This is a genomic window from Chroogloeocystis siderophila 5.2 s.c.1 (assembly GCF_001904655.1).
In the GTDB taxonomy this organism is placed as follows: domain Bacteria; phylum Cyanobacteriota; class Cyanobacteriia; order Cyanobacteriales; family Chroococcidiopsidaceae; genus Chroogloeocystis; species Chroogloeocystis siderophila.
Map to the genome: position 1 here is coordinate 26129 of NZ_MRCC01000016.1, position 18862 is coordinate 44990.

The following is an 18862-nucleotide window of genomic DNA, read 5'->3' on the forward strand; positions in this document are numbered from 1 at the left end:
GTCTCAAATGACAAACGACTCGATTTCGCGATCAACCCACTCGCGTTGATATCTTTCCGCAACAAAAGGCTTAACAACAAACTTAGCAGGATTGCCTGCTTTGACATCAATGCGTAGAAATGAGTAGGGTCGCCGTTTATGCGAACCATGACCGCTGCGCCCAAGATAGAGATGCGATCGCGCGACTTCGCGTTCAGTATCACCAATGGTTTCGTGTAGCTGTGCGCCTTCTTTACGCTGTCGTCTTAAGCTATAACCACTTCCACCGCAAATAATCCAATTGATATAAGAATCGGCGTGTCCGGTATTGCCTGTAGAAAGATGCTCTAAGCAATGTGCATGACCTGTCAAAACTAAATCTACAAGCGGACGCTGCTGCGGTAGCCCGCCGAGTACTCCCGCCACTTCATCAAGTACCCAACGGAGATTACGACGTACTGCTAAAGTTTGTGCTTGATACCACTTCGTTGACTCAGTAACATAAGGTGGATGATGCAAATACACAACTCTACCGCGCACTTCTGGCGTGTTCCACGATTCAATGAGTCTTTGTTGCAACCACGTCAACTGCTCAAAATCAGTGACTGTAGTCTCATCCGCTGCTAGTTGCTTATCAATATCCAGCTTGACTTCCTCGACTTGTTCTAACTTTGCTTCTAGATCGTCAAGTCTTTCAGCTTCTTCTGGTGAATTTGCATTCAGCTTGCTTGCTTCCTCCATGATTTGCAGCTTTTCTTGCTCTAATTCATAAATACGACCTTCTAAAGTCCGCCGATAAGCTGCGCCTTCGCCTGTCGTGGGGAGGGGTGCTGGAGCGTTGAATGTGTTCGAGTCTAAAGCAAAAAAATCAATACCACCGCTACGAAAAGTGTAATATCGGTAAGGCAGTCTGGTAAACTCTCCTGGTTTATAAATCAAACAGCGACCTGTACTCGTTGTCGCGGTGTAATGTTTATCAAGATGGCGTTGCAATTCGGCATCAGTATCAAACGCTTTTAAGTAGTCAATAAAGGCTTTTGCATAAGCTTTACCTTGATTAGAACCATGCCAACCAATATCTAAGTCTAATCGTAACTTCAATATCCGCCTTAAAGGCAACGTTACGCCTCCCATCAAACCATAAATTAACGGCAGGTCGTAGTAGTCGTGATTGCCTAATACAGGTAGAATTGGTGTTTTAAATACCATCTTATCGTAGGCAATTTTTTTTGGTTTTTCACCGCCAACAATAAATTCTTTATAAGGCTCGATAAAGTTTTTTAAGTAGTATTCGCTCGACCCGACTAAATAAACAACATCTCCTGTATGTAGTATAAAGCGGGTGCGATCGCTATGCTCCAACATCTTGCTTGCGATCTGACGTTGTGGATTGTGTTTGCGATGTTTTCCTGAACCACTATCGCCAATAACCAAAAATGAAAATTCTGGGCTATCGTCTTCAGATGCCAATACAAATCGCGTTTGGTCAATTTGTCGTTCAAATATAACTGGGTCTTGCCACCGTACCCGTTGTTTCATTTTCTCAATTTTCACGGATATCGGCGGATCGGACACAAATTCCATAAACAGTATCTCGTTTGTCGTGTTTATCTCGTCGAGGCTCTTACTCAGAGTGATTGAATAGCGTTAAGCTTGGTTTTATAATTTAAGCTCTATTGATCGCTCAGCTAATTTGAGCCAAGCATAGATTACCTTCAGACTACAGCCTGCTGTCTCTATCATGCTGCATATTCTTGATGCAACAAAACGATATGTTAGCTCAAGATTCCAACTTACGCTAATATTTGAGAAACCTGAGTAGTCGGTGATCGCGTTTTGAATTTACCACAATTTGCCTCAACTCTCTGCTGGCGGTTTTTTGGACTCTACTCGTAGATTAGGTAATCCTTCTAATTTTTCTGTAGCCTCTTCTTCTGGAACCGCGGGGACAATAATTGTTAAGCCTCCAGGTACACACTCAACATTAATCGGTGTATTACCAACCAATTCGCCATCTACAACTACTTTTTGGGGTGGGTTGGTGAAAATTTTGATGCTTTTCGCCCGCAAGAAACCCGTATCAGGTCTATTCGCAACTTCGCCACTGTAAGCAGATTGTAAGAGATTATATGCAGCCGCGATCGCGCTCATTGTATTTGTCGGTGCAACGATTGTAACATCGAGTAAACCATCATCAATCAATAATTCTGCTGGTCCTTGCGCTAGTACAGAGGTAGGTGGCGCAGCATTTGCTACCGTTACTGCGGCTGCATTTAAGGTTATCACTTTGTCTTCGGTTTCAATTCGAGTTTCAAAAGACTCTAAATTACGTAACTCTTGAATACCTGCTAAAACATATGCAAGCATACCAAAGCGATTTTTTGCTTCGCGATCGGCACGTTCGACGGTTTCCGCTTCAAATCCTACTCCTGCAAGTAACACCATTGGTCTACCATTACAATACGCAGCATCGACGACGCGGGTTTTACCATCCAATATTGTTTGACAAGCTGCGGGAATTGTCGCCGGAATGCCTAAAGCCGTTGCAAAAGCATTTGCTGTCCCGCGCGAGATCACACCCAACGGAATCCCCGTTCCGACTACAGCTTCTGCCGCCGCAGACAGCGTACCATCTCCCCCAGATGCGATAATAATTTGTACACCTTGTTCCACAGCTTCTTTGGCAATTTCGTCAGCGTCTTGCTCAGGAGTCGTCATCCGAATATCAAGATCAAATTCAGGTTCTAGCATACTTTTAATTGTTGCTAAGTCTTGTTCGGAATTAGATTGACCTGCTACAGGATTAAAGATCAAGCAAGCTGAACGAGTCTGTCTTTGATTGCTGATAACTTGGTTGCTATATGCAGAAGAAACAATTACTTGTTTGCTTATTTGGTTTTCTGTGATGCGTTGCTTAGGTATTGCTTCTTGACGTGTTTGATTTTTAGCAATTAGTCTATCTTGATACTCTTTAATAACTCGATGATGGCGATCATTTAATTCATATAAATCTGCTGCTCGTGCATAATTATAGTTAGCTTCTTCTGGTTCAGTGCGCGTAATTTGGGGAACTTTTTCTAATTGCACAGATTCGATGTTGATGGCTAGCTGTGTATACGCTGCTCGTAGGTTCTCCTCATATTTGCTATCTACTGCTACTTGGTCGTTGTAAGCAGGAAGACTTTCTACTTGTTTGCGCTCTAACTCTAAGACATAAACTCGCTCGGCATCATAATCAATATGCGAATATCCTACTGGAAGCATAACTTGCTTGTTAAATATCCACAAGCCAAAGTCAACGACCAAGTAGCGAAAGTATCCTGTCTCATCTACTAAAATATCTTTGATGTAGCCAACTTTTTCTCGGGTCTTATCTGTATAAACATTAAAACCAATAATATCTTTGCCATTAAAAGATTCAAGATAACTTGGAGCAAAATCCTTAATTTTTTTAAGGGGCATAAATTTAACTCCTTGTGAGCATTGCGAATAAATTATCTTCTCATTTTGAGATTGTTGCAGCTAATATGTGTATGCTGTAGTCTTAGCTATTACTTAGTAACTAAATTTATATATTTATTACTCATTGGCACTTAGCAAAGTATCGAGCCTTAGATAGATCTAGATTGCTGTTTTGTGCCTTAACCTATTAGCCGCTGTGCTACTTGCGATGCTAACCAGCAGGTACAATCCTACGACAGGAGCGCGCTGTACACGCGCTTAATCAACGATCTACGTTGTATGCGCGGCAGTTTACCTAGAAATTATGAGTTTAAGTTACACGTCCACAAATATAACTTTCTGGTTATGCTGTAGGTGTATCTTACAACTGACTATCTATCAGCTAGCTCACAATACTAGTCAACTGCCGTAAGGCTTGATGTTGTGTTATTTTTTTCAACTCCCCAGGTAGGATTCGAACCTACGACCAATCGGTTAACAGCCGACTGTGAAGACTTGCTACGCAAGCCTTCTACAGTGATACAAGGTAAAAATACAAGCTTGATACAAGATTCATGCTCAATCGCATTGTTCTAACAATTATTTTTCTAAAGTTTAGTCGAGCGTAGATCGACTCAAGTTTGATACAAAATCAAAACAAAATTACCAATAAGTATTTACATCTATTGACTTTGTACTAATAGATGTAAATACTTCTTCGCTTTAACTAAGCGATCAGATTCATAATGTGCAGCAAACTTATTCGGCTGTCGCTTGTGTTAAGCGTTCGTTGCCATCGACTAATTCCAGTCGCACTCGCTTGCCAACTACCGCCGCAGCACGTTCGATTGTGTCTATCGTTACGGATGGATTGTCTGGATCGAGCAACCGATCAATCGACGACCTGCTTGTTTTCATCTGCTTCGCTAGCGCCGTTTTAGTTAGTTTCTTTTCTGCCATTGCTTGTTTTACTTGCCAGGCGATCGCGCGCTTGAGTGCGATCGCTTCTACTTCGGCAATTATTCCTTCTTCTTCTAACAGGTTGTCAAAAGATGAACCAATATGCGGATTTGTACTCATTTTATTGCCTCTAGTTTTCGCTTACGCTCCCTGGCTAAATCGAGATCTTGCTTTGGCGTTTTCTGTGTTTTCTTAATGAATCCATGCAACAAAACCATCTTGCCTTCATAAATGCAGAACAGTACACGCGCAATTCGACCTTGTGGTAGGTTCGTACGAACCTCAAGCAGCCCATTGCCGATTGAACGGCAAGTCGGCATTCCAATTGGCCAACCAAACTCCACTGTTTTGATGTCAGTGCCAATCAAATATCGCTCTTGCTTGTTCAATTCTTTGAGCCAATCACGCACTGGCTCAGCGCCAGTTTCGGTTTGGTAGAAAACAACAGGAATTCGTTTGTCTATCATCTCCCTCTATTTGTACCAAAAAAGGTACAAATAGGCAATACTCGGTCATTGACCAACGGCGCGGTATTGTCTCATGCGTTTGTTTGATATCGCGAGTATGCGCAGCCCCAAATCAAACACCTAGTTAGCTGTAGACACTCTCGCGGTAGCTAACTACGTGTCTGATTTGAACTAAGCTGTCATTTTAGCTACAGAAGCTATATCCGTAATAGCGGTAAATACCTATCGCTACTCAGATAAGGCGTAAATCGCTCAAGCGATGCGTTAGCACTTGACCTCCTCTGAGTCCCTTACGTTCTTCCCAGTGGACTTTCGCCTTATCAGCATTGATTTCTGTGATTGTGCCGTGCCAGTTGTAGGATTCGCGTTTGGGGTCAACGTGCGCAACTTTTGAGCCTATTTTGAATGGATGTGTATTTCCAAAAAAATTATTGTGGTTGTCTTGTGAAATAGAGCCAATTTCACCTATTGCATTAGCAACAACCGCTGTACTTCCCTCATTGTATGCACTTGAGGTATTTACAGTAAATTTTGCATTTAGATCGTCGGTGGAGCTTAGTGGAGCCTCCGGTGGAGCCATAGGGGGAGCCTCAACCCTTGCTAATTCTACGAGTGGAGCCAGTGGAGCTATTAAGCCATATTTACTTTCTAATTGTTTCACTAAATCCGTCACTTGCTGTTCATCGAGGTATTTTAGTTGCTCGATGAGTAAACGTAAGGTAGACAAAATAGCTCCACTGGCTCCACCTTGGCTCTGTGAGGGAGCTAAGGCTCCCCCTGTAGCTCCACCGATAGCTCCCCCTGTAGCTCCACCGATATTAATTCCGCTGAGATACCAGCTTCCTTTTTTGCCACGATTAGATTTGTCTTCTTCCCTTTTTATTTTTGGGAATAACTCAGAGAATCTTTGAAATACTTGGTGCGAAGCTTTCACCAGTTTGTCATCGCGGTGAATTGGTTCATTCCAAATATTTTTTTGTTTACCTTTAGCATCAGTTGTGATTTCTACATACCCGTTGTCTAAGTACCACTGAAACAGAAGGTCATACAACTCTCCAATAAAAACTTGACCACCGACTTGGTAATCAAGCCCAACCTCTTGACAGAACTCCAGTAGGTGATTATTCTCCCGCCTAATTTCCTGCAACGCTTCCTCGGTGCAGCTGTAATCGATGCCGTTCGCTGCAACATCAGGCAATGCAGCCAGCATTTTATTGAGCAGCGCTGGCACAACTTGCGTTTGTAAAAATGTCGGATCGTACTTAAAGCGCGGATCAGCCTCGATTTCCCCTTTATTTGGGTCGGCATTCAGCTTGAAAGTCTTATCGAAAGTCAGAACTGCCCAACGCGACTCATTAGCCTCTAGCGAGGCTTGTAGACGTGGCATATCGTTGATGTTGAACAGGAAGATGCAGCGCGGGTTCATGGGGCGCTCGTTGACGTTTTTAAGTTCGAGCGACAGCGTATCGCCAGTAATCGCCGCCTTCAAACTTTGCAACGAATCGATGCGCGACAAATTTGAATTCTCACTACTCCAACTGATCCGCGCGTGTTCGAGCTTGGCTAGCGTAAATTTGTGGCTGCTCGTGTCGTATTGGTGGAAATCATTAAACGTTGCACTGACAACCCCCATACCGCCGTACAGCGCTTGCACCGCTTCACGTAGGCTGTCTTTACCGTTGTTACCGTCGCCTTTACACAGCAGCGCTCGAACGCGACTTTTGAACAGACGGATTTTATCTAAGTCCAAACTTGCAGCCAGCGTTTTGATAAAAATGTCTCTTTGTGCAGGTTCAAGACACGACAGCAGGCGATCGCAATCCGTCGGGTCCGCATTCGGATTGAATTCAAATTCACTGACGTAGGTGTAAATCACTTCATGGTTGTGTGGTGCAAGTTGCCACGAAGGGCGTTTATCTTCCCACGAAATTGTTATCCGTCCGTTCAAACAATTAATTCCTGGCGGGTTAACGAGCGCCGGATCAACCGCGAAACTCACCAGCGACCAATTCCAAATCGCATCAACGTAACTCGATTTTGCGTAGGCGTAAGACCAGTTGTTGCTATTTCCCTGTACTGGCGTTGAATTGCACCACCGCGCGATTCTTGCTTTCTCCGCAGCGGTCGAGACAAGCGAGTAATGCGTACCTACCCATCGATACAGTTGCCCGTCAAGCGCAATCCAATTTGTATCGCTGTAAAGCGCATCGATTGCTTTTTGTGTGAACACTTCGTTAGCGGCTGGAACCGTTAACTGGTGGTCATTTGAGGTATTATCTTGACAAATAATACCTTTTTTTATACGCGCGCCCGCGCGTGAGAGATCATAATTTTTATTAGTATTAATAGCATTTAGTATTTGGTCTTTTGTTGCGCCGTCGGCAATCCAATCTGAAACATCTAAACCGCCTGACGCGGGTAAATTCTGCCAATAAAAGTCGCCTGGCGGCGCGTATAACCATCGCGCATCAGGAAAGTCCTCAGCGACCATTTCCATGTGCTTTAAGCCTGGTTGATCGCGGTCAGGGCATAAAACTATATCCGCGCCCTTTAAGTCGTCTAAATAGCCCCCATACGCGCGGTATTTACCTGAACCACCTAAAGTAGTCGTCGCGGCTAGTCCAATGCGGTGTAGCGCGTCAGCAACGCCCTCACCTTCAACGATAAAAATCGGTCTCCCCGCAGCGATCGCCTTCCTAATCTGCTGGTAACGGTAAATCGGAATGCGCGGTCGAATTTCTTCAGGACATCCCTCTAACCACCGCTTGCCATTCCAGTGATACTGAGCGAAAGACTTTTTGCCGTTGCCATCGTCGATGCGCAGCACCTTGATTAGCGGGTTGCCTTCGCGATCGCAGTAAAAGAATTCTTGTTTACTCGCGGGTCGAATCGGTTTGAGCGGCGCGTCAGGCGCGTAAAAGTAAGAACCGTCCTTATCTGTCTTCTCGGTCTGGTGCCATCCGTTTGCAGGTTCTGCACCACGCTTGCAAACGGTTAAGTCTCCGAGTCGATAGCACCAGTCAGGTTTACCGCAGTGAATGCACGGTTCAGATTTAGAAACTTCAGTTAGTTGGGCTTGAGTAGTACGGTTGTATTCTTGCATTACAGCACCTCCATCAAACTGAAGGTGTGCAAGTCTGTCACAAGATTTAGCGAAGTTGTGTCGCTGGCAACTGCTATGCCACTACCAAGTGTTGTATTATTCATATATGCTTTTGCTTCGATATGAAGCGTATAACAGCAAAAAGCAGCCCCGTAGAAACTCCGTCAAAAGTCTTACAGGTGCTGCTTTTTCATTTTTATACACTCCAAATTTAATCAGGAATAGAATCAGCAAAAATCAGGGTAAATACGCAAAATCATCAGATTTACGGATACACTGTCTGATTCTTGAAATTCAGCATACCAAAACTTGAGGGCGATCGCTCTAAGGAGTTTAGAGCGATCGCGCTTTGTAACCTTGTTCAGCCAAGAGCAATCATACAAACTTACTGATTAAGCCGCCACCGTTCGCCATCCCAAATGTAACCAGCGTTCTTCAATTGGCTAAAAATCTTTTAATGCAAATGTGCGATCGTAATTTACTGACTCAATTATTTTTTAAACTTACATGGATAAAGTAACAGAAGCCTTAGAAATTATTCAGCAAGGTTACGAGCGCGTATTAAAAGAAAAGCAAGAAGCTTACGTCTGTCAGTTGACAAACAACAATCAAGGTTTCAATACTTGGGAGATCGACGCAATCAAACAAGAGGTAATTAAACTTCGCTTTGATCTTCCCGTACACATCTCAATCTTGCCCATAGGTAAACAGCCAACTTCACGCAAGTTATTTGACAGACTTATCGATATATATTGCAACAATCAAGCTTTACAAAAAATGGTTGTCGAAATGAAAAAACAACCTAGATAATATAAAATTCCTATTAATCCTACAGAAGGTATATTTATGTCAGCAGTTGCAAACGGAAACCAAACTCTTCATAAACCTGAACAGAAAGAAACTGAAGTTAAACCAAAACGAAGTGGTAATCCTTTAATGAAAGTTATCAGCCCTGATATGTTGTCTAATCCATATCCACTAGACTTTATGGACGAAATGATGAGCAATGAATTTTGCTATGAGAAAGCAAACAAGCAATTACTACAACCACTCGGATTCAAAACAGAGAAAGAATGGTTAGCTTTTTGTAAGCAAGTGTGGATTTGGAGTGAGTCAGCCCAAGAAAGAGAAAGCGAAGCAATAGCTAATCAATTCTTGAGCCAATACCAAAACAACACCAAAATCATCGAAGTCCTTAAGCAGAAGCTATCAGAACGAACACAATAATTCCAGTCGTTAATGTCTTCTAGCGTTTGGATGTTGGCAACCGCAATTTTTAACGCGTCGAATTGTGCGATCTCTAAATTGCTTAGTAACCAGCACGGGGCGTTAACGAAATAGATTAGATAGTTCCGAATGAGCGCAATTTCTTGAGAATTAGGGGCGGGGTTTTTGTGCGGAGCGCTCCAGTAGTTCGTCAGGATAAAAACAGCTTCACTCAGTTCTTCATTGTTGTGATATTGCCACCTGAGGGGTGTTCCGTAGCGTCCGTATTTAACAGTAGGATTTAGGGTTTGTAGCATAGTTTCTAGATAGTTAAGACTTATTTTATTCTGCTGTTACGACTATTGTCAGCCAGAAAGATTAGAGAAGAAATAAAGTTTGCTTTGTGGAAATCGGCAAATAAAAAAACTTGTGCGCTTCGCACAAGGAATAGATAAATCAAACTAGATACTGATTAGTCTATAGGGCGTAATTGTGACAACTTCAACTTATCTGCATAGTTTTTATCGATCATCTGAGTAGAAGTGTCACACCATTTAGCAATTACAGCGCTTGGAACTCCGTTAAGCAATTGCAGCGTGATAAAAGTATCTCTGCAATTATAGGGTGTAGTATTTGGTTTGATTGGATCAACAATTGTATGCCAAGCGCGTTTAGTAAAGTTGTTATAGTTGATGGGCTTACCAGTAGGTGAGGGAAAAACTAAAGTGTTAGGTTTAACGTTTTCTGGTTTGATTGACAATAACAAAGACTGTACTCGCTTGCTAAGTGCAATCGCTCTAGATTTATTATTTTTTGAACCCTCGGACCAAACTTGCGATCCATCGGCAAGTGTTTGAATAGAGCCGTCAAAAATAACAGAAGTACAATCTTGAGAAACTTTACCCCACATAAACCCGATCGCTTCACTTGGACGGCATCCAGTAAAAAACCAAAATTCAACTATTGCAGCGTAGTGATTGTAACTAAGACCATGACGTTGATCGTGCTTGAATGCATGAATAACGGCATCTCGTTCATCTGGAGTGAATGCATCTGGAGTTGGATTAACGATCGACTGCCGTTTAGGCATTTCAGACGATAAACCTCGATAGGGATTATCAGCAATCAATCGATGTTTGATTCCCCAGTTACAACAAGCTGACAAGTATTGCAGCATCCTACGTGTCTGATCAGTTGTTGTGATATTGAGTAAGACGTTTTTAGTCTTTAATCCATCAAAAGTCAGGTTCTCGCCTAGTTTATCGAGTAGTTTAGTAAATTTTCGATACTCGTCTTGACTTTTAGGTTTGAGGTTAGGAAGTCGATCGTCAAGAAATTTATCCCATAGTTGCCTTAATTTGATTTCTGAGACTTGTATCGGTGATACAAGCTCTAAGACAGTTGGTTGTGACTTGCCATATTTCTGGAGAGTAGGATCAAAGCGCTCAAAGGTAATATCGCTGTCTATGACTTGTGCTTTGGCTCTAGCTGCGATGAGCGCGTCTCTAGAATCCCTTCCGACGGTAAGTGAGTATGTTTTACTTTTGATCGTCCACCGGAGGCGTATGCTCTCTCTAAATCGCTCAATCGTGATTTTGCCTAGGCGTTCTTTACCTGCAAAGAAATTAGATTGTGCCATTCTTGTATCTTAGACTTACTATCTATTGCAGTGATACAAGCTTGATACAAGGTTAACGGCTTGTCAACTCATCTGTCTACTACCGCACACGGTAGGTAAAGCGCTGTAATGTTTGATATTGTGTTGTTTTTTCTAACTCCCCAGGTAGGATTCGAACCTACGACCAATCGGTTAACAGCCGACCGCTCTACCACTGAGCTACTGAGGATTGCGAATTCCTATATTAATAGCAAACGATTGTATTTGGCAAGTGTTTTAGCAAAAAAACTTTAATGCTGCTTTTGCACTTCCACATCAGCTTTCCTGCTAGCTAAGTATTCAAGGGGTTTTTAGGTCTTTTTTATCCCCATTCTCATTTCTGCTAAACGCTGTCGCGCTTTAGTGTCTATAGAGTTTGCTAAAAAACGGCTAGCTGGTTTTCTAGCCGAGGTTTTTTCCCGCCGCATTCTACAAGCTGTTGTTTGTACCTCGAACTTAAGTTGTGCTGCTGACAACCATTCTGCCCCATAACCTACTACTGTCAATTGCTGTGCTCTATCAGATGTAGCAACAATTATGCGAGAAATGCGAGAGTAGATTGGTAGTTTACTATTTTTGTTCGTAGTATCGTTAGGCTCGATACCGCGCAGATATGGTCGAAACCCTGCACACAGTTTTTCGATGTATGTATCAGCAGTTTCACCAAAATTTGTGTAGTAAACGGACAAAGTTTCTGTAATGACTTCGTAGTTACTACAGGTATTTTGATAATGAGCATCAAAGACGACTTGAGTAATATATCCTTGATAGGCGCTGTAATTTGTCAAGTCTTCGATTAATTGCCAACGCGACGCTTCTAGTCCGTCGCTATCTCGTATCTTTTTTAAACAAGACCAAGCGCCAATTATATTGTAGCCGTCAACAAGGAGGACAGCTTGTGGTGAGGAACGGGGCATGATGACCAGCAAGTATTGCTAAAGTTAACATTATTTATTCATATCTTAATAGTAATCGAGGTATATCCTATAACATTTTGATAGATACACGTAGAGGACGCGCTTCGCAGGCTCGTGTTTTATGGTTAAAACAGGCGCTGCTAGGTAACGTTTAGCTAGTGCGCAATGGAATAGTTCAGAGCCTCTATAATTCTCTAACTATTTTGATCATGACCACAAACAGAAGCTCAAGCTTTGGCTGTGTTGGTCACATTTTCAGATAGAAATGCATTGATTAGGATGCTAATTCTACTTGCATCAAACGCTGTTTCAGCCGCTGCGGATCGCCACGATCTACTACGCAGCCCTTTTCTAGCAGAAACGCCCCATCGCAATAATCGAGTTCATCTAAGCGATGCGTTACCCACAAAGCTGTTAAATTGCGGCTTTTAACTAACCGTCTTACTTGTGCAACTAAGTCGAGTTGGCTATCTGGATCGAGGAGTGCTGTTGGTTCATCTAATAGTAGCACTTCGCTTTGCCGTGCGATCGCACCGGCGATCGCCACTCTTTGTTTTTGACCCCCACTTAATGCATAGATGGGTCTGCGCTGTAACTCTAGGAGATTGACTGCTGCTAGCGCTTCAGCGACTCGATGACGGACTTGAGTTGGAGATAGTTTTTCTTCTACCAACCCAAAAGCGACATCAGCGCCAACAGTTGGCATGACAAGTTGGTGGTCAGGATTTTGGAATACAAAACCCACAGGCGCTAAAACTTGGCGATCGCCCGACGTAGGAGTTAATAGACCTGCTAAAAGTTTTAGAAGCGTTGATTTTCCACTACCATTAGTTCCTAGCAGCATCCAAAACTCGCCCTGCGGAACTTCTAAGGTGCATGATTTTAAGACATCTGCGCCGTTAGACCAACTAAAGTATAAATCGCGCACCTGAATGGCAAATTCAGCCATATAACCACCAACTGTTAAGTTTATTCTGCTAATGCAAAGAAGCCAGGAGGTCTACCACTAGCCGCAGCACCTGTTTTTTGAGACATCTGAATGCTAGAAATGTCACTCGCGCGTACAGCGACTTTTTTTTCTGTCTGACCCTCACAGGTTAATTCTATAACTTCAGTGCTACCAGAGCGCATAGCTTGTAACAGTTGCTGATAAACAGCTTCTGCATCTTCTGTAACCTTGCGTTGCACCGAGACGGGAAAGGGTGTGTTTTTGAGCGTTAAATCAATGTTAAACATTGTAACTGTTTATGTACTTATTAGCTATAAATCTCATTTTCATTTTAGCTAGCACGCGAGTATCAACACGAAAATTTTGGTTTATATCAAGCGATAGTTGCTAAATTTCTTTAGTTATGAGTTGCTTCACTTAGTTTAACCAAAGATTAAATTCTGGCAAGGATATTGTCATAAAACGAGGTTTAGTAGTACAAATATGATTAGAATAGGTAAAGAATCGTAAAGTAAGTTGACAAATCAACTCGTATCCTGCTTTCGGTAGTTGTAAAATTACCAAATAAAGGTGGACGATTCTAACACGAAATTATAATATCTGGAGTTTTTGCTATGACAATAGCAGTAGGACAGCCAGCGAGTCGAGGATGGTTTGACGTCGTTGATGACTGGCTAAAACGAGATAGATTCGTATTCATCGGGTGGTCAGGACTGTTACTATTTCCCTGCGCGTACATGGCGTTAGGGGGATGGCTAACCGGAACAACATTCGTGACATCGTGGTACACGCACGGAATTGCATCGTCATATTTAGAAGGATGCAACTTCTTAACAGTAGCAGTATCAACACCAGCAAACAGCATGGGACACTCATTGCTGTTCTTGTGGGGGCCAGAAGCGCAGTGGGACTTCACACGTTGGTGTCAGATGGGCGGATTGTGGACATTCGTAGCACTACACGGAGCATTTGCCCTGATTGGCTTCATGCTCCGGCAATTTGAGATTGCCCGCCTAGTGGGAGTCCGGCCCTACAACGCGTTGGCATTCAGTGCACCGATTGCGGTATTCGTCAGCGTGTTCTTGATGTACCCCTTGGGACAATCAGGATGGTTTTTTGCTCCCAGCTTTGGCGTAGCAGCGATTTTCCGCTTCTTGCTATTTTTCCAAGGATTCCACAACTGGACACTCAACCCCTTCCACATGATGGGAGTAGCCGGCGTGTTAGGTGGGGCGTTGTTGTGTGCGATTCACGGTGCAACCGTAGAGAACACACTATTTGAAGACGGTGACAAAGCCAACACGTTCCGTGCGTTCAACCCAACACAAGCGGAAGAAACCTACAGCATGGTGACCGCGAACCGCTTCTGGTCGCAAATTTTCGGGATTGCGTTTTCCAACAAGCGTTGGTTGCACTTTTTCATGTTGTTTGTGCCGGTCACTGGCTTGTGGATGAGTGCGGTAGGAGTTGTCGGTTTAGCACTTAACTTGCGGGCGTATGATTTCGTCTCGCAAGAGTTGCGTGCGGCAGAAGACCCCGAATTCGAGACATTCTACACCAAAAACATTCTGCTCAATGAAGGTATTCGGGCTTGGATGGCTCCCCAAGACCAGCCTCACGAGCATTTCCAATTCCCTGAAGAAGTATTGCCTCGTGGTAATGCTTTGTAAGGCGGCTTGAAACAATAGTCTAGAAGTCCCTGCCTGAAAAGGTAGGGATTTTTCTATTTGTAGTCAAAATTGAGAAAATCATGTGTTATCTTGAATAAGGTTGAACAAACCCAGAGCTAAATACTCTGCCCTTTAGAGATTTAGTCCGGTTAGGCAACAAGGAGGTGATGCCCATGATAGAAAGTAGTAAACGCGTGGGTCATCAGGTTGGAGCAAGCCGGCTGTGTGCCGGGGCTGTTCTCTAAAAGTTAGCTTTAGTCTTATTGATAGACTAAAACAACTCAATTAGCTAGGCTGATTTTCGGAGTTCCTTCCGGCAGTCTGGTTCCAATCTGAAGACCCAACTAGACCGCTCTCACTTAGATCTCCTTGATCTCCTGTGAGAGCGGATAGTTTTTTTGGGGTATTTGGTAATCGATAAGCAAAAAGATTTTCACTATCAATTACCTTTGTGAGTGTTCTAAATTCAACTGAGATTACGGGTGATATCTGGAGCAACTAATAAAGTTGCAGTACCAGAAGTGTAACGATGGTATTGGTTGCCATCATCCAGTGTTGTCCCCTCAAACAGCCATCCTTGCCCAGTCGAGATGAGCGAGTCACCAGCATTACCATTGACAATCAATTGATTAGTTGAATCAGATAAATTGAGTAAATCTAAGCGCGTTAGTTGCAAAGTATTGTCGCCTGAACCCGTCAAGTCAATAATCTCAATACTGCGAATGCGGTTATTGGGAATTGCGGTTAAATCAAGCGTGACGCCACTACCACCGATAGCCAAAGTATCTGTACCACTACCGCCATCCATGCGGCGATTTTGAGGGCTATAGATCAGGACATCATCACCAGCACCACCGTAGAGAACGTTACTACCACCGCCACCACGCAAAGTATCATTGCCAAGTCCACCAATGAGAATGTCATCTGTCTCAGTGCCAATGAGTAAGTCATTACCTGCTGTTCCTTGACGTGTCACTTGTCCTGTGAAGTCTTGTCCATAAATGACGTAGCTTTCTCCTGCACCAACACGACCATTAGGACTAGCACCAGGAGCGCCTAGAATAATGTCATCATAGCCATCACCGTTGATATCTCCTGCGTTACTTACTGCAAGATTGTTGCTGTTAATAATAAAGCCATTGCTGCCATCAATTGTTGTCAAATCAAAACGAGCATCGAAGCTTGAATTACCAAATAATACATAGGTTTCTCGGCTAGGAAAAGCTCCACTGATAATCAAGTCATCAAAACCATCACTGTTGACATCTCCGGCATTACTTACGGCAAAGTTGTTGCCCTCAATCACAAAGCCATTGCTGCCATCGAGAGTTGCGACATCAACACGGGCATCGAATCCTGTGGTTTTGCCAAACACCACATAGCTTTCTTGGGCACCAGGTGCGTTAACAATAATGTCATCAAGCCCGTCACCGTTGACATCTCCGGCATTGCTTACTGAAATAGCAGTAGAGTCGTTACTAATATTAATTCCATCAATGACAAAGCCATTGCTGCCATCGAGAGTTGCGACATCAACGCGGGCATCAAATCCTGTGGTTTTGCCAAACACTACATAGCTTTCTTGACTACCAGAAGCACCGATAATGATGTCATCAAGCCCGTCACCGTTGACATCTCCGGTATTGCTTACTGAAATAGCAGCAGAGTAACCACTCAAATCAATTCCCTGCAGGACAAAACCATTACTACCATCAAGTGTTTCCAAATCAAGACGAGCATCAAATCCTGTCTCTTTGCCAAATATCACATAGCTTTCTGCTGCGAATAATTGACCATAAAGATTAACATCAGAAGTGCCAATAATGATGTCATCAAAGCCATCACCGTTAATATCTCCCGCATTACTTACCGAAAGTGGAAAGGAAACGGAGTAGAAGAGATCGACATTATTCCCCTCGATCGCAAAGCCATTACTACCATCGAGCGTTGCTAAATCAAGACGAGCATCGAATCCTGTTGCTTTGCCAAACACTACATATACTTGTGTTCCTGAGTCATATATGCGATTACCATAATCATCAACGCGGTCACGAGAGGAACCACTCGTGCCAATCAGAACATCAGCAAAACCATCACCATTGATATCACCAGCACTACTAACTGAAATAGTAGAAATATCGTAGTTATCAATTCCTTCAATGACAAAGCCGTTGCTACCATCAAGAGTTGCTAATTGGACATTGGCATCAAACTCAGAAGCTTGACCAAAAACTACATAACTACGTGACAATCCCCTACGAACTATATTGCCATTTCCACCAATAATGAGATCATCAAACCCGTCACCGTTAATATCTCCTGCACTACTTACTGAGTTACCTGCGGGAAACCGAAAGTCACCTTGCAAAGTAAAGCCATTACTGCCGTCGAGTTCAAACAGAGATAGGTTAGCGCCATTGTTATTGAAGCTGAAGTAAGCTTCATTAATATCAAGTGCTGTAGTGCTTTGGATAATAGCAATTAGTTCATCTGTTGCACCTTGTTGCCTATAGTAAAGTGCTGTGCCTGTTGGTAAGCTTTCGGGGGAAGCAGCTAAGTAGTAATCTGAACGTGTGCCGTTGAGTCGAATAGTATCTTCATCAGGGTTAAAGTCTGTAATTAAGGCATAATCGCCAAAACCAGGAGTTGTCGGGTTGCCATCGTTGTAAAAGACAGTTGTGGCACTGCCTAAAATAAAGAGGTCGCTGCCACTTCCACCAGTCAGTGTGTCTATTTCACCGATGCCGCGATTTGTACCGGCAAGGATATCATCACCTGCACCACCATCAAGCAAGTCGTTACCAGCTTGTCCTCGTAGAGTATTATTCGATGAGTTGCCAATAATGATGTTGTCTAAACTATTGCCCGTGCCACTAATGCCAGAACTAAAAATCCTGCCTTCGTCAACTTCTTGTTCAGCAAGTGTCAGGTTTTCTATGTTATCTCCCAAAGAATAGCTATTGTAGGCAATAACTGTATCTATACCCGCATTGGGAGCTTCAATGATGCGATCGCCTGATTCAACTATGATGTATGTATCGTTGCCATCGCCACCAACTAAGAGATCTGGGCTGCCATCTCCATAAAAGAAGAGAAAGTCGTATAAAAAGAAACTCCGGCGAATATTAACGTCACTAGGAATTAGAGTATCGTCACCATCACCACCGTAAAGGATGTCGCTACCGCCGCCACCATCGAGACTATCGTTACCCGCGCCGCCATAGAGAGTATCGTTACCCTCGTTACCGAAGAGGCGATCGTTTCCTACTCCACCATCAAGAAGATCGTTGAAATTGCCGCCGTAGAGTGTATCATTACCAGCACCGCCAAAGAGAGTATTATTTCCTCCGGCATAGCCGATTTGATCGCCATAAAGGACATCGTTACCATCGCCACCGTAGAGGATGTCATTGCCAGTTCCACCGATGAGAGTATCATTACCAGCACCGCCAAACAGAGTATCGTTACCCGCTAAGCCAGAAATAATATTGTTACCACTATTACCAACAATCCGGTTAGCAAGTGCATTTCCTGTGCCGTTGATGTTGCGATTTCCCGTGAGAATGAGATTTTCAACATTATTTGGCAGTGTGTAGCTGACGGAAGAGCGTACAGTATCTATACCTGCGTTGGCAGCTTCCACAACGATATCGCCTACATTATTGATGATATAAACATCGTTTCCTACTCCACCAATGAGTGAGTCAATTCCTGCTCCACCGTTAAGTGTATCGTTGCCTCTACCGCCGTAAAGCGTGTCATTGCCTGCTAACCCTAGCAGCAGATCGTTGCCTGCTAAGCCAAAAATCGTATCAGCAAATCTTGTTCCTACTAACGTATCGTCGCCTGGGGTGCCTCGGATGATTGCCATAGTGATGCCTTTTGCCTTTCTTAAATAACTTGAAAATTTCAGGCACTGGACAGAATAATTAAGTTGTTTTCCTAACAGGAAGCATGCAACTTAACTGTTCATAGTTTGATAATTTATCAAGAAGAGAAGTGTATTTTCTTCTTGTAGGTAGCATAAGTCATCGAGCTATAGAAAATATAAAGTTTTAGTAAAGCTAAAGTAAAATAAGTCCAATAAAATAAAGCTTTGGTAAAGTTTTAAGCTGAGAAATTCGTAAGATGATAGGCAGCGATCGCGATCGCAATTAATAGTTGTTTTTAGTCACAATAGTATTTGATTTTGAAAAAGAGGAGTTCCTCAAATTAAAGGAACTCCAGCTTGACTAATTAATAACTACAGCCAAGTTGTAGGCATTGTGCTAAGCATTATTTTTGACTTTAGCGTTTCTAATGAGTTGCCGCATTGTTGCCGCTAAACTTAAACCGGAAGCTTCTGCTAACTTTTCTAGCTTTTCTTTCTCCACATCATCAAGCCTAAGGGTTAGACTATGCTTTTTCTCCTTCATAGCTATGCTCCACTGTACCAATATGGTATCATTATGGCATAGTCAATAAAGCTGCAATCTTTGCCCTATGTGAATTGCGCCTACTTTCTACATATAAT

Annotated in this window: 14 protein-coding genes and 1 tRNA gene; 3 read left to right on the forward strand and 12 right to left on the reverse strand. The window is 43.1% G+C overall.

The features are described 5' to 3' along the window. Positions 1 to 3: 3 nt before the first annotated feature. The 5 genes from NIES1031_RS17980 to NIES1031_RS18005 form a co-directional block, all read right to left on the reverse strand. Positions 4 to 1563 carry a metallophosphoesterase gene (locus NIES1031_RS17980; protein ID WP_073550877.1) on the reverse strand — a complete coding sequence of 520 codons (1560 nt, stop codon included), beginning with the start codon at positions 1561 to 1563 and terminating at the stop codon, positions 4 to 6. A 273-nt stretch (positions 1564 to 1836) separates the two neighbouring features. After that, on the reverse strand, positions 1837 to 3441 hold the full coding sequence (locus NIES1031_RS17985) for a YegS/Rv2252/BmrU family lipid kinase (protein WP_236738893.1): 1605 nt from the start codon (positions 3439 to 3441) through the stop codon (positions 1837 to 1839). A 738-nt stretch (positions 3442 to 4179) separates the two neighbouring features. After that, entirely contained in the window at positions 4180 to 4500 is a 321-nt protein-coding gene (locus NIES1031_RS17995; protein ID WP_073550878.1) for a helix-turn-helix domain-containing protein, read from the reverse strand. Continuing rightward, complete coding sequence (locus NIES1031_RS18000; protein ID WP_073550879.1) at positions 4497 to 4847, reverse strand: type II toxin-antitoxin system RelE/ParE family toxin; 351 nt, start codon at positions 4845 to 4847, stop codon at positions 4497 to 4499. The genes NIES1031_RS17995 and NIES1031_RS18000 overlap by 4 nt, the downstream gene beginning before the upstream one ends. Positions 4848 to 5079: 232 nt before the next feature. Beyond that, positions 5080 to 7950, reverse strand: coding sequence for a DUF5906 domain-containing protein (locus NIES1031_RS18005; protein WP_073550880.1), 2871 nt, complete (start codon positions 7948 to 7950; stop codon positions 5080 to 5082). A gap of 507 nt (positions 7951 to 8457) precedes the next feature. Here NIES1031_RS18005 and NIES1031_RS18010 point away from each other — a divergent pair. Continuing rightward, entirely contained in the window at positions 8458 to 8760 is a 303-nt protein-coding gene (locus tag NIES1031_RS18010) for a hypothetical protein (RefSeq protein ID WP_073550881.1), read from the forward strand. A 36-nt stretch (positions 8761 to 8796) separates the two neighbouring features. Further along, entirely contained in the window at positions 8797 to 9177 is a 381-nt protein-coding gene (locus tag NIES1031_RS18015) for a hypothetical protein (protein WP_073550882.1), read from the forward strand. Between the two features lie 451 nt (positions 9178 to 9628). On the opposite strand, the gene NIES1031_RS18020 is transcribed toward NIES1031_RS18015, so the two are convergent. The 5 genes from NIES1031_RS18020 to NIES1031_RS18040 form a co-directional block, all read right to left on the reverse strand. After that, positions 9629 to 10795 (reverse strand): site-specific integrase, encoded by a 1167-nt coding sequence (locus NIES1031_RS18020; protein ID WP_073550883.1) that lies wholly within the window; start codon positions 10793 to 10795, stop codon positions 9629 to 9631. 136 nt (positions 10796 to 10931) lie between these two features. Then, a tRNA-Asn gene (locus NIES1031_RS18025) sits at positions 10932 to 11003 on the reverse strand. 121 nt (positions 11004 to 11124) lie between these two features. Beyond that, entirely contained in the window at positions 11125 to 11730 is a 606-nt protein-coding gene (locus NIES1031_RS18030; protein ID WP_073550884.1) for an NYN domain-containing protein, read from the reverse strand. Positions 11731 to 12004: 274 nt separating this feature from the next. Beyond that, entirely contained in the window at positions 12005 to 12679 is a 675-nt protein-coding gene (locus tag NIES1031_RS18035; RefSeq protein ID WP_073550885.1) for an energy-coupling factor ABC transporter ATP-binding protein, read from the reverse strand. A 20-nt stretch (positions 12680 to 12699) separates the two neighbouring features. Next, entirely contained in the window at positions 12700 to 12966 is a 267-nt protein-coding gene (locus NIES1031_RS18040; protein WP_073550886.1) for a UPF0367 protein family, read from the reverse strand. Between the two features lie 327 nt (positions 12967 to 13293). Here NIES1031_RS18040 and psbD point away from each other — a divergent pair, with 327 nt between their 5' ends. Continuing rightward, positions 13294 to 14349, forward strand: coding sequence for a photosystem II D2 protein (photosystem q(a) protein) (psbD, locus tag NIES1031_RS18045; RefSeq protein WP_073550887.1), 1056 nt, complete (start codon positions 13294 to 13296; stop codon positions 14347 to 14349). Positions 14350 to 14815: 466 nt separating this feature from the next. Here the strand turns inward: psbD and NIES1031_RS18050 are convergent, their stop codons facing one another. Further along, positions 14816 to 18220 (reverse strand): FG-GAP repeat protein, encoded by a 3405-nt coding sequence (locus tag NIES1031_RS18050; protein ID WP_073550888.1) that lies wholly within the window; start codon positions 18218 to 18220, stop codon positions 14816 to 14818. 397 nt (positions 18221 to 18617) lie between these two features. Next, positions 18618 to 18764 (reverse strand): ribbon-helix-helix protein, CopG family, encoded by a 147-nt coding sequence (locus tag NIES1031_RS18055; RefSeq protein WP_073550889.1) that lies wholly within the window; start codon positions 18762 to 18764, stop codon positions 18618 to 18620. Positions 18765 to 18862: the final 98 nt, after the last annotated feature.

Excerpts from the sequence above, each read along its gene's own strand:
- NIES1031_RS17995 (WP_073550878.1), bottom strand. The coding sequence starts at position 4,500 with ATGAGTACAAATCCGCATATTGGTTCATCTTTTGACAACCTGTTAGAA.
- NIES1031_RS18010 (WP_073550881.1), top strand. The coding sequence starts at position 8,458 with ATGGATAAAGTAACAGAAGCCTTAGAAATTATTCAGCAAGGTTACGAG.
- NIES1031_RS18020 (WP_073550883.1), bottom strand. The coding sequence starts at position 10,795 with ATGGCACAATCTAATTTCTTTGCAGGTAAAGAACGCCTAGGCAAAATC.
- NIES1031_RS18055 (WP_073550889.1), bottom strand. The coding sequence starts at position 18,764 with ATGAAGGAGAAAAAGCATAGTCTAACCCTTAGGCTTGATGATGTGGAG.
- NIES1031_RS18035 (WP_073550885.1), bottom strand. The coding sequence starts at position 12,679 with ATGGCTGAATTTGCCATTCAGGTGCGCGATTTATACTTTAGTTGGTCT.
- NIES1031_RS17985 (WP_236738893.1), bottom strand. The coding sequence starts at position 3,441 with ATGCCCCTTAAAAAAATTAAGGATTTTGCTCCAAGTTATCTTGAATCT.
- NIES1031_RS18040 (WP_073550886.1), bottom strand. The coding sequence starts at position 12,966 with ATGTTTAACATTGATTTAACGCTCAAAAACACACCCTTTCCCGTCTCG.
- NIES1031_RS18050 (WP_073550888.1), bottom strand. The coding sequence starts at position 18,220 with ATGGCAATCATCCGAGGCACCCCAGGCGACGATACGTTAGTAGGAACA.
- NIES1031_RS18005 (WP_073550880.1), bottom strand. The coding sequence starts at position 7,950 with ATGCAAGAATACAACCGTACTACTCAAGCCCAACTAACTGAAGTTTCT.
- NIES1031_RS18030 (WP_073550884.1), bottom strand. The coding sequence starts at position 11,730 with ATGCCCCGTTCCTCACCACAAGCTGTCCTCCTTGTTGACGGCTACAAT.
- psbD (WP_073550887.1), top strand. The coding sequence starts at position 13,294 with ATGACAATAGCAGTAGGACAGCCAGCGAGTCGAGGATGGTTTGACGTC.
- NIES1031_RS18000 (WP_073550879.1), bottom strand. The coding sequence starts at position 4,847 with ATGATAGACAAACGAATTCCTGTTGTTTTCTACCAAACCGAAACTGGC.
- NIES1031_RS18015 (WP_073550882.1), top strand. The coding sequence starts at position 8,797 with ATGTCAGCAGTTGCAAACGGAAACCAAACTCTTCATAAACCTGAACAG.
- NIES1031_RS17980 (WP_073550877.1), bottom strand. The coding sequence starts at position 1,563 with ATGGAATTTGTGTCCGATCCGCCGATATCCGTGAAAATTGAGAAAATG.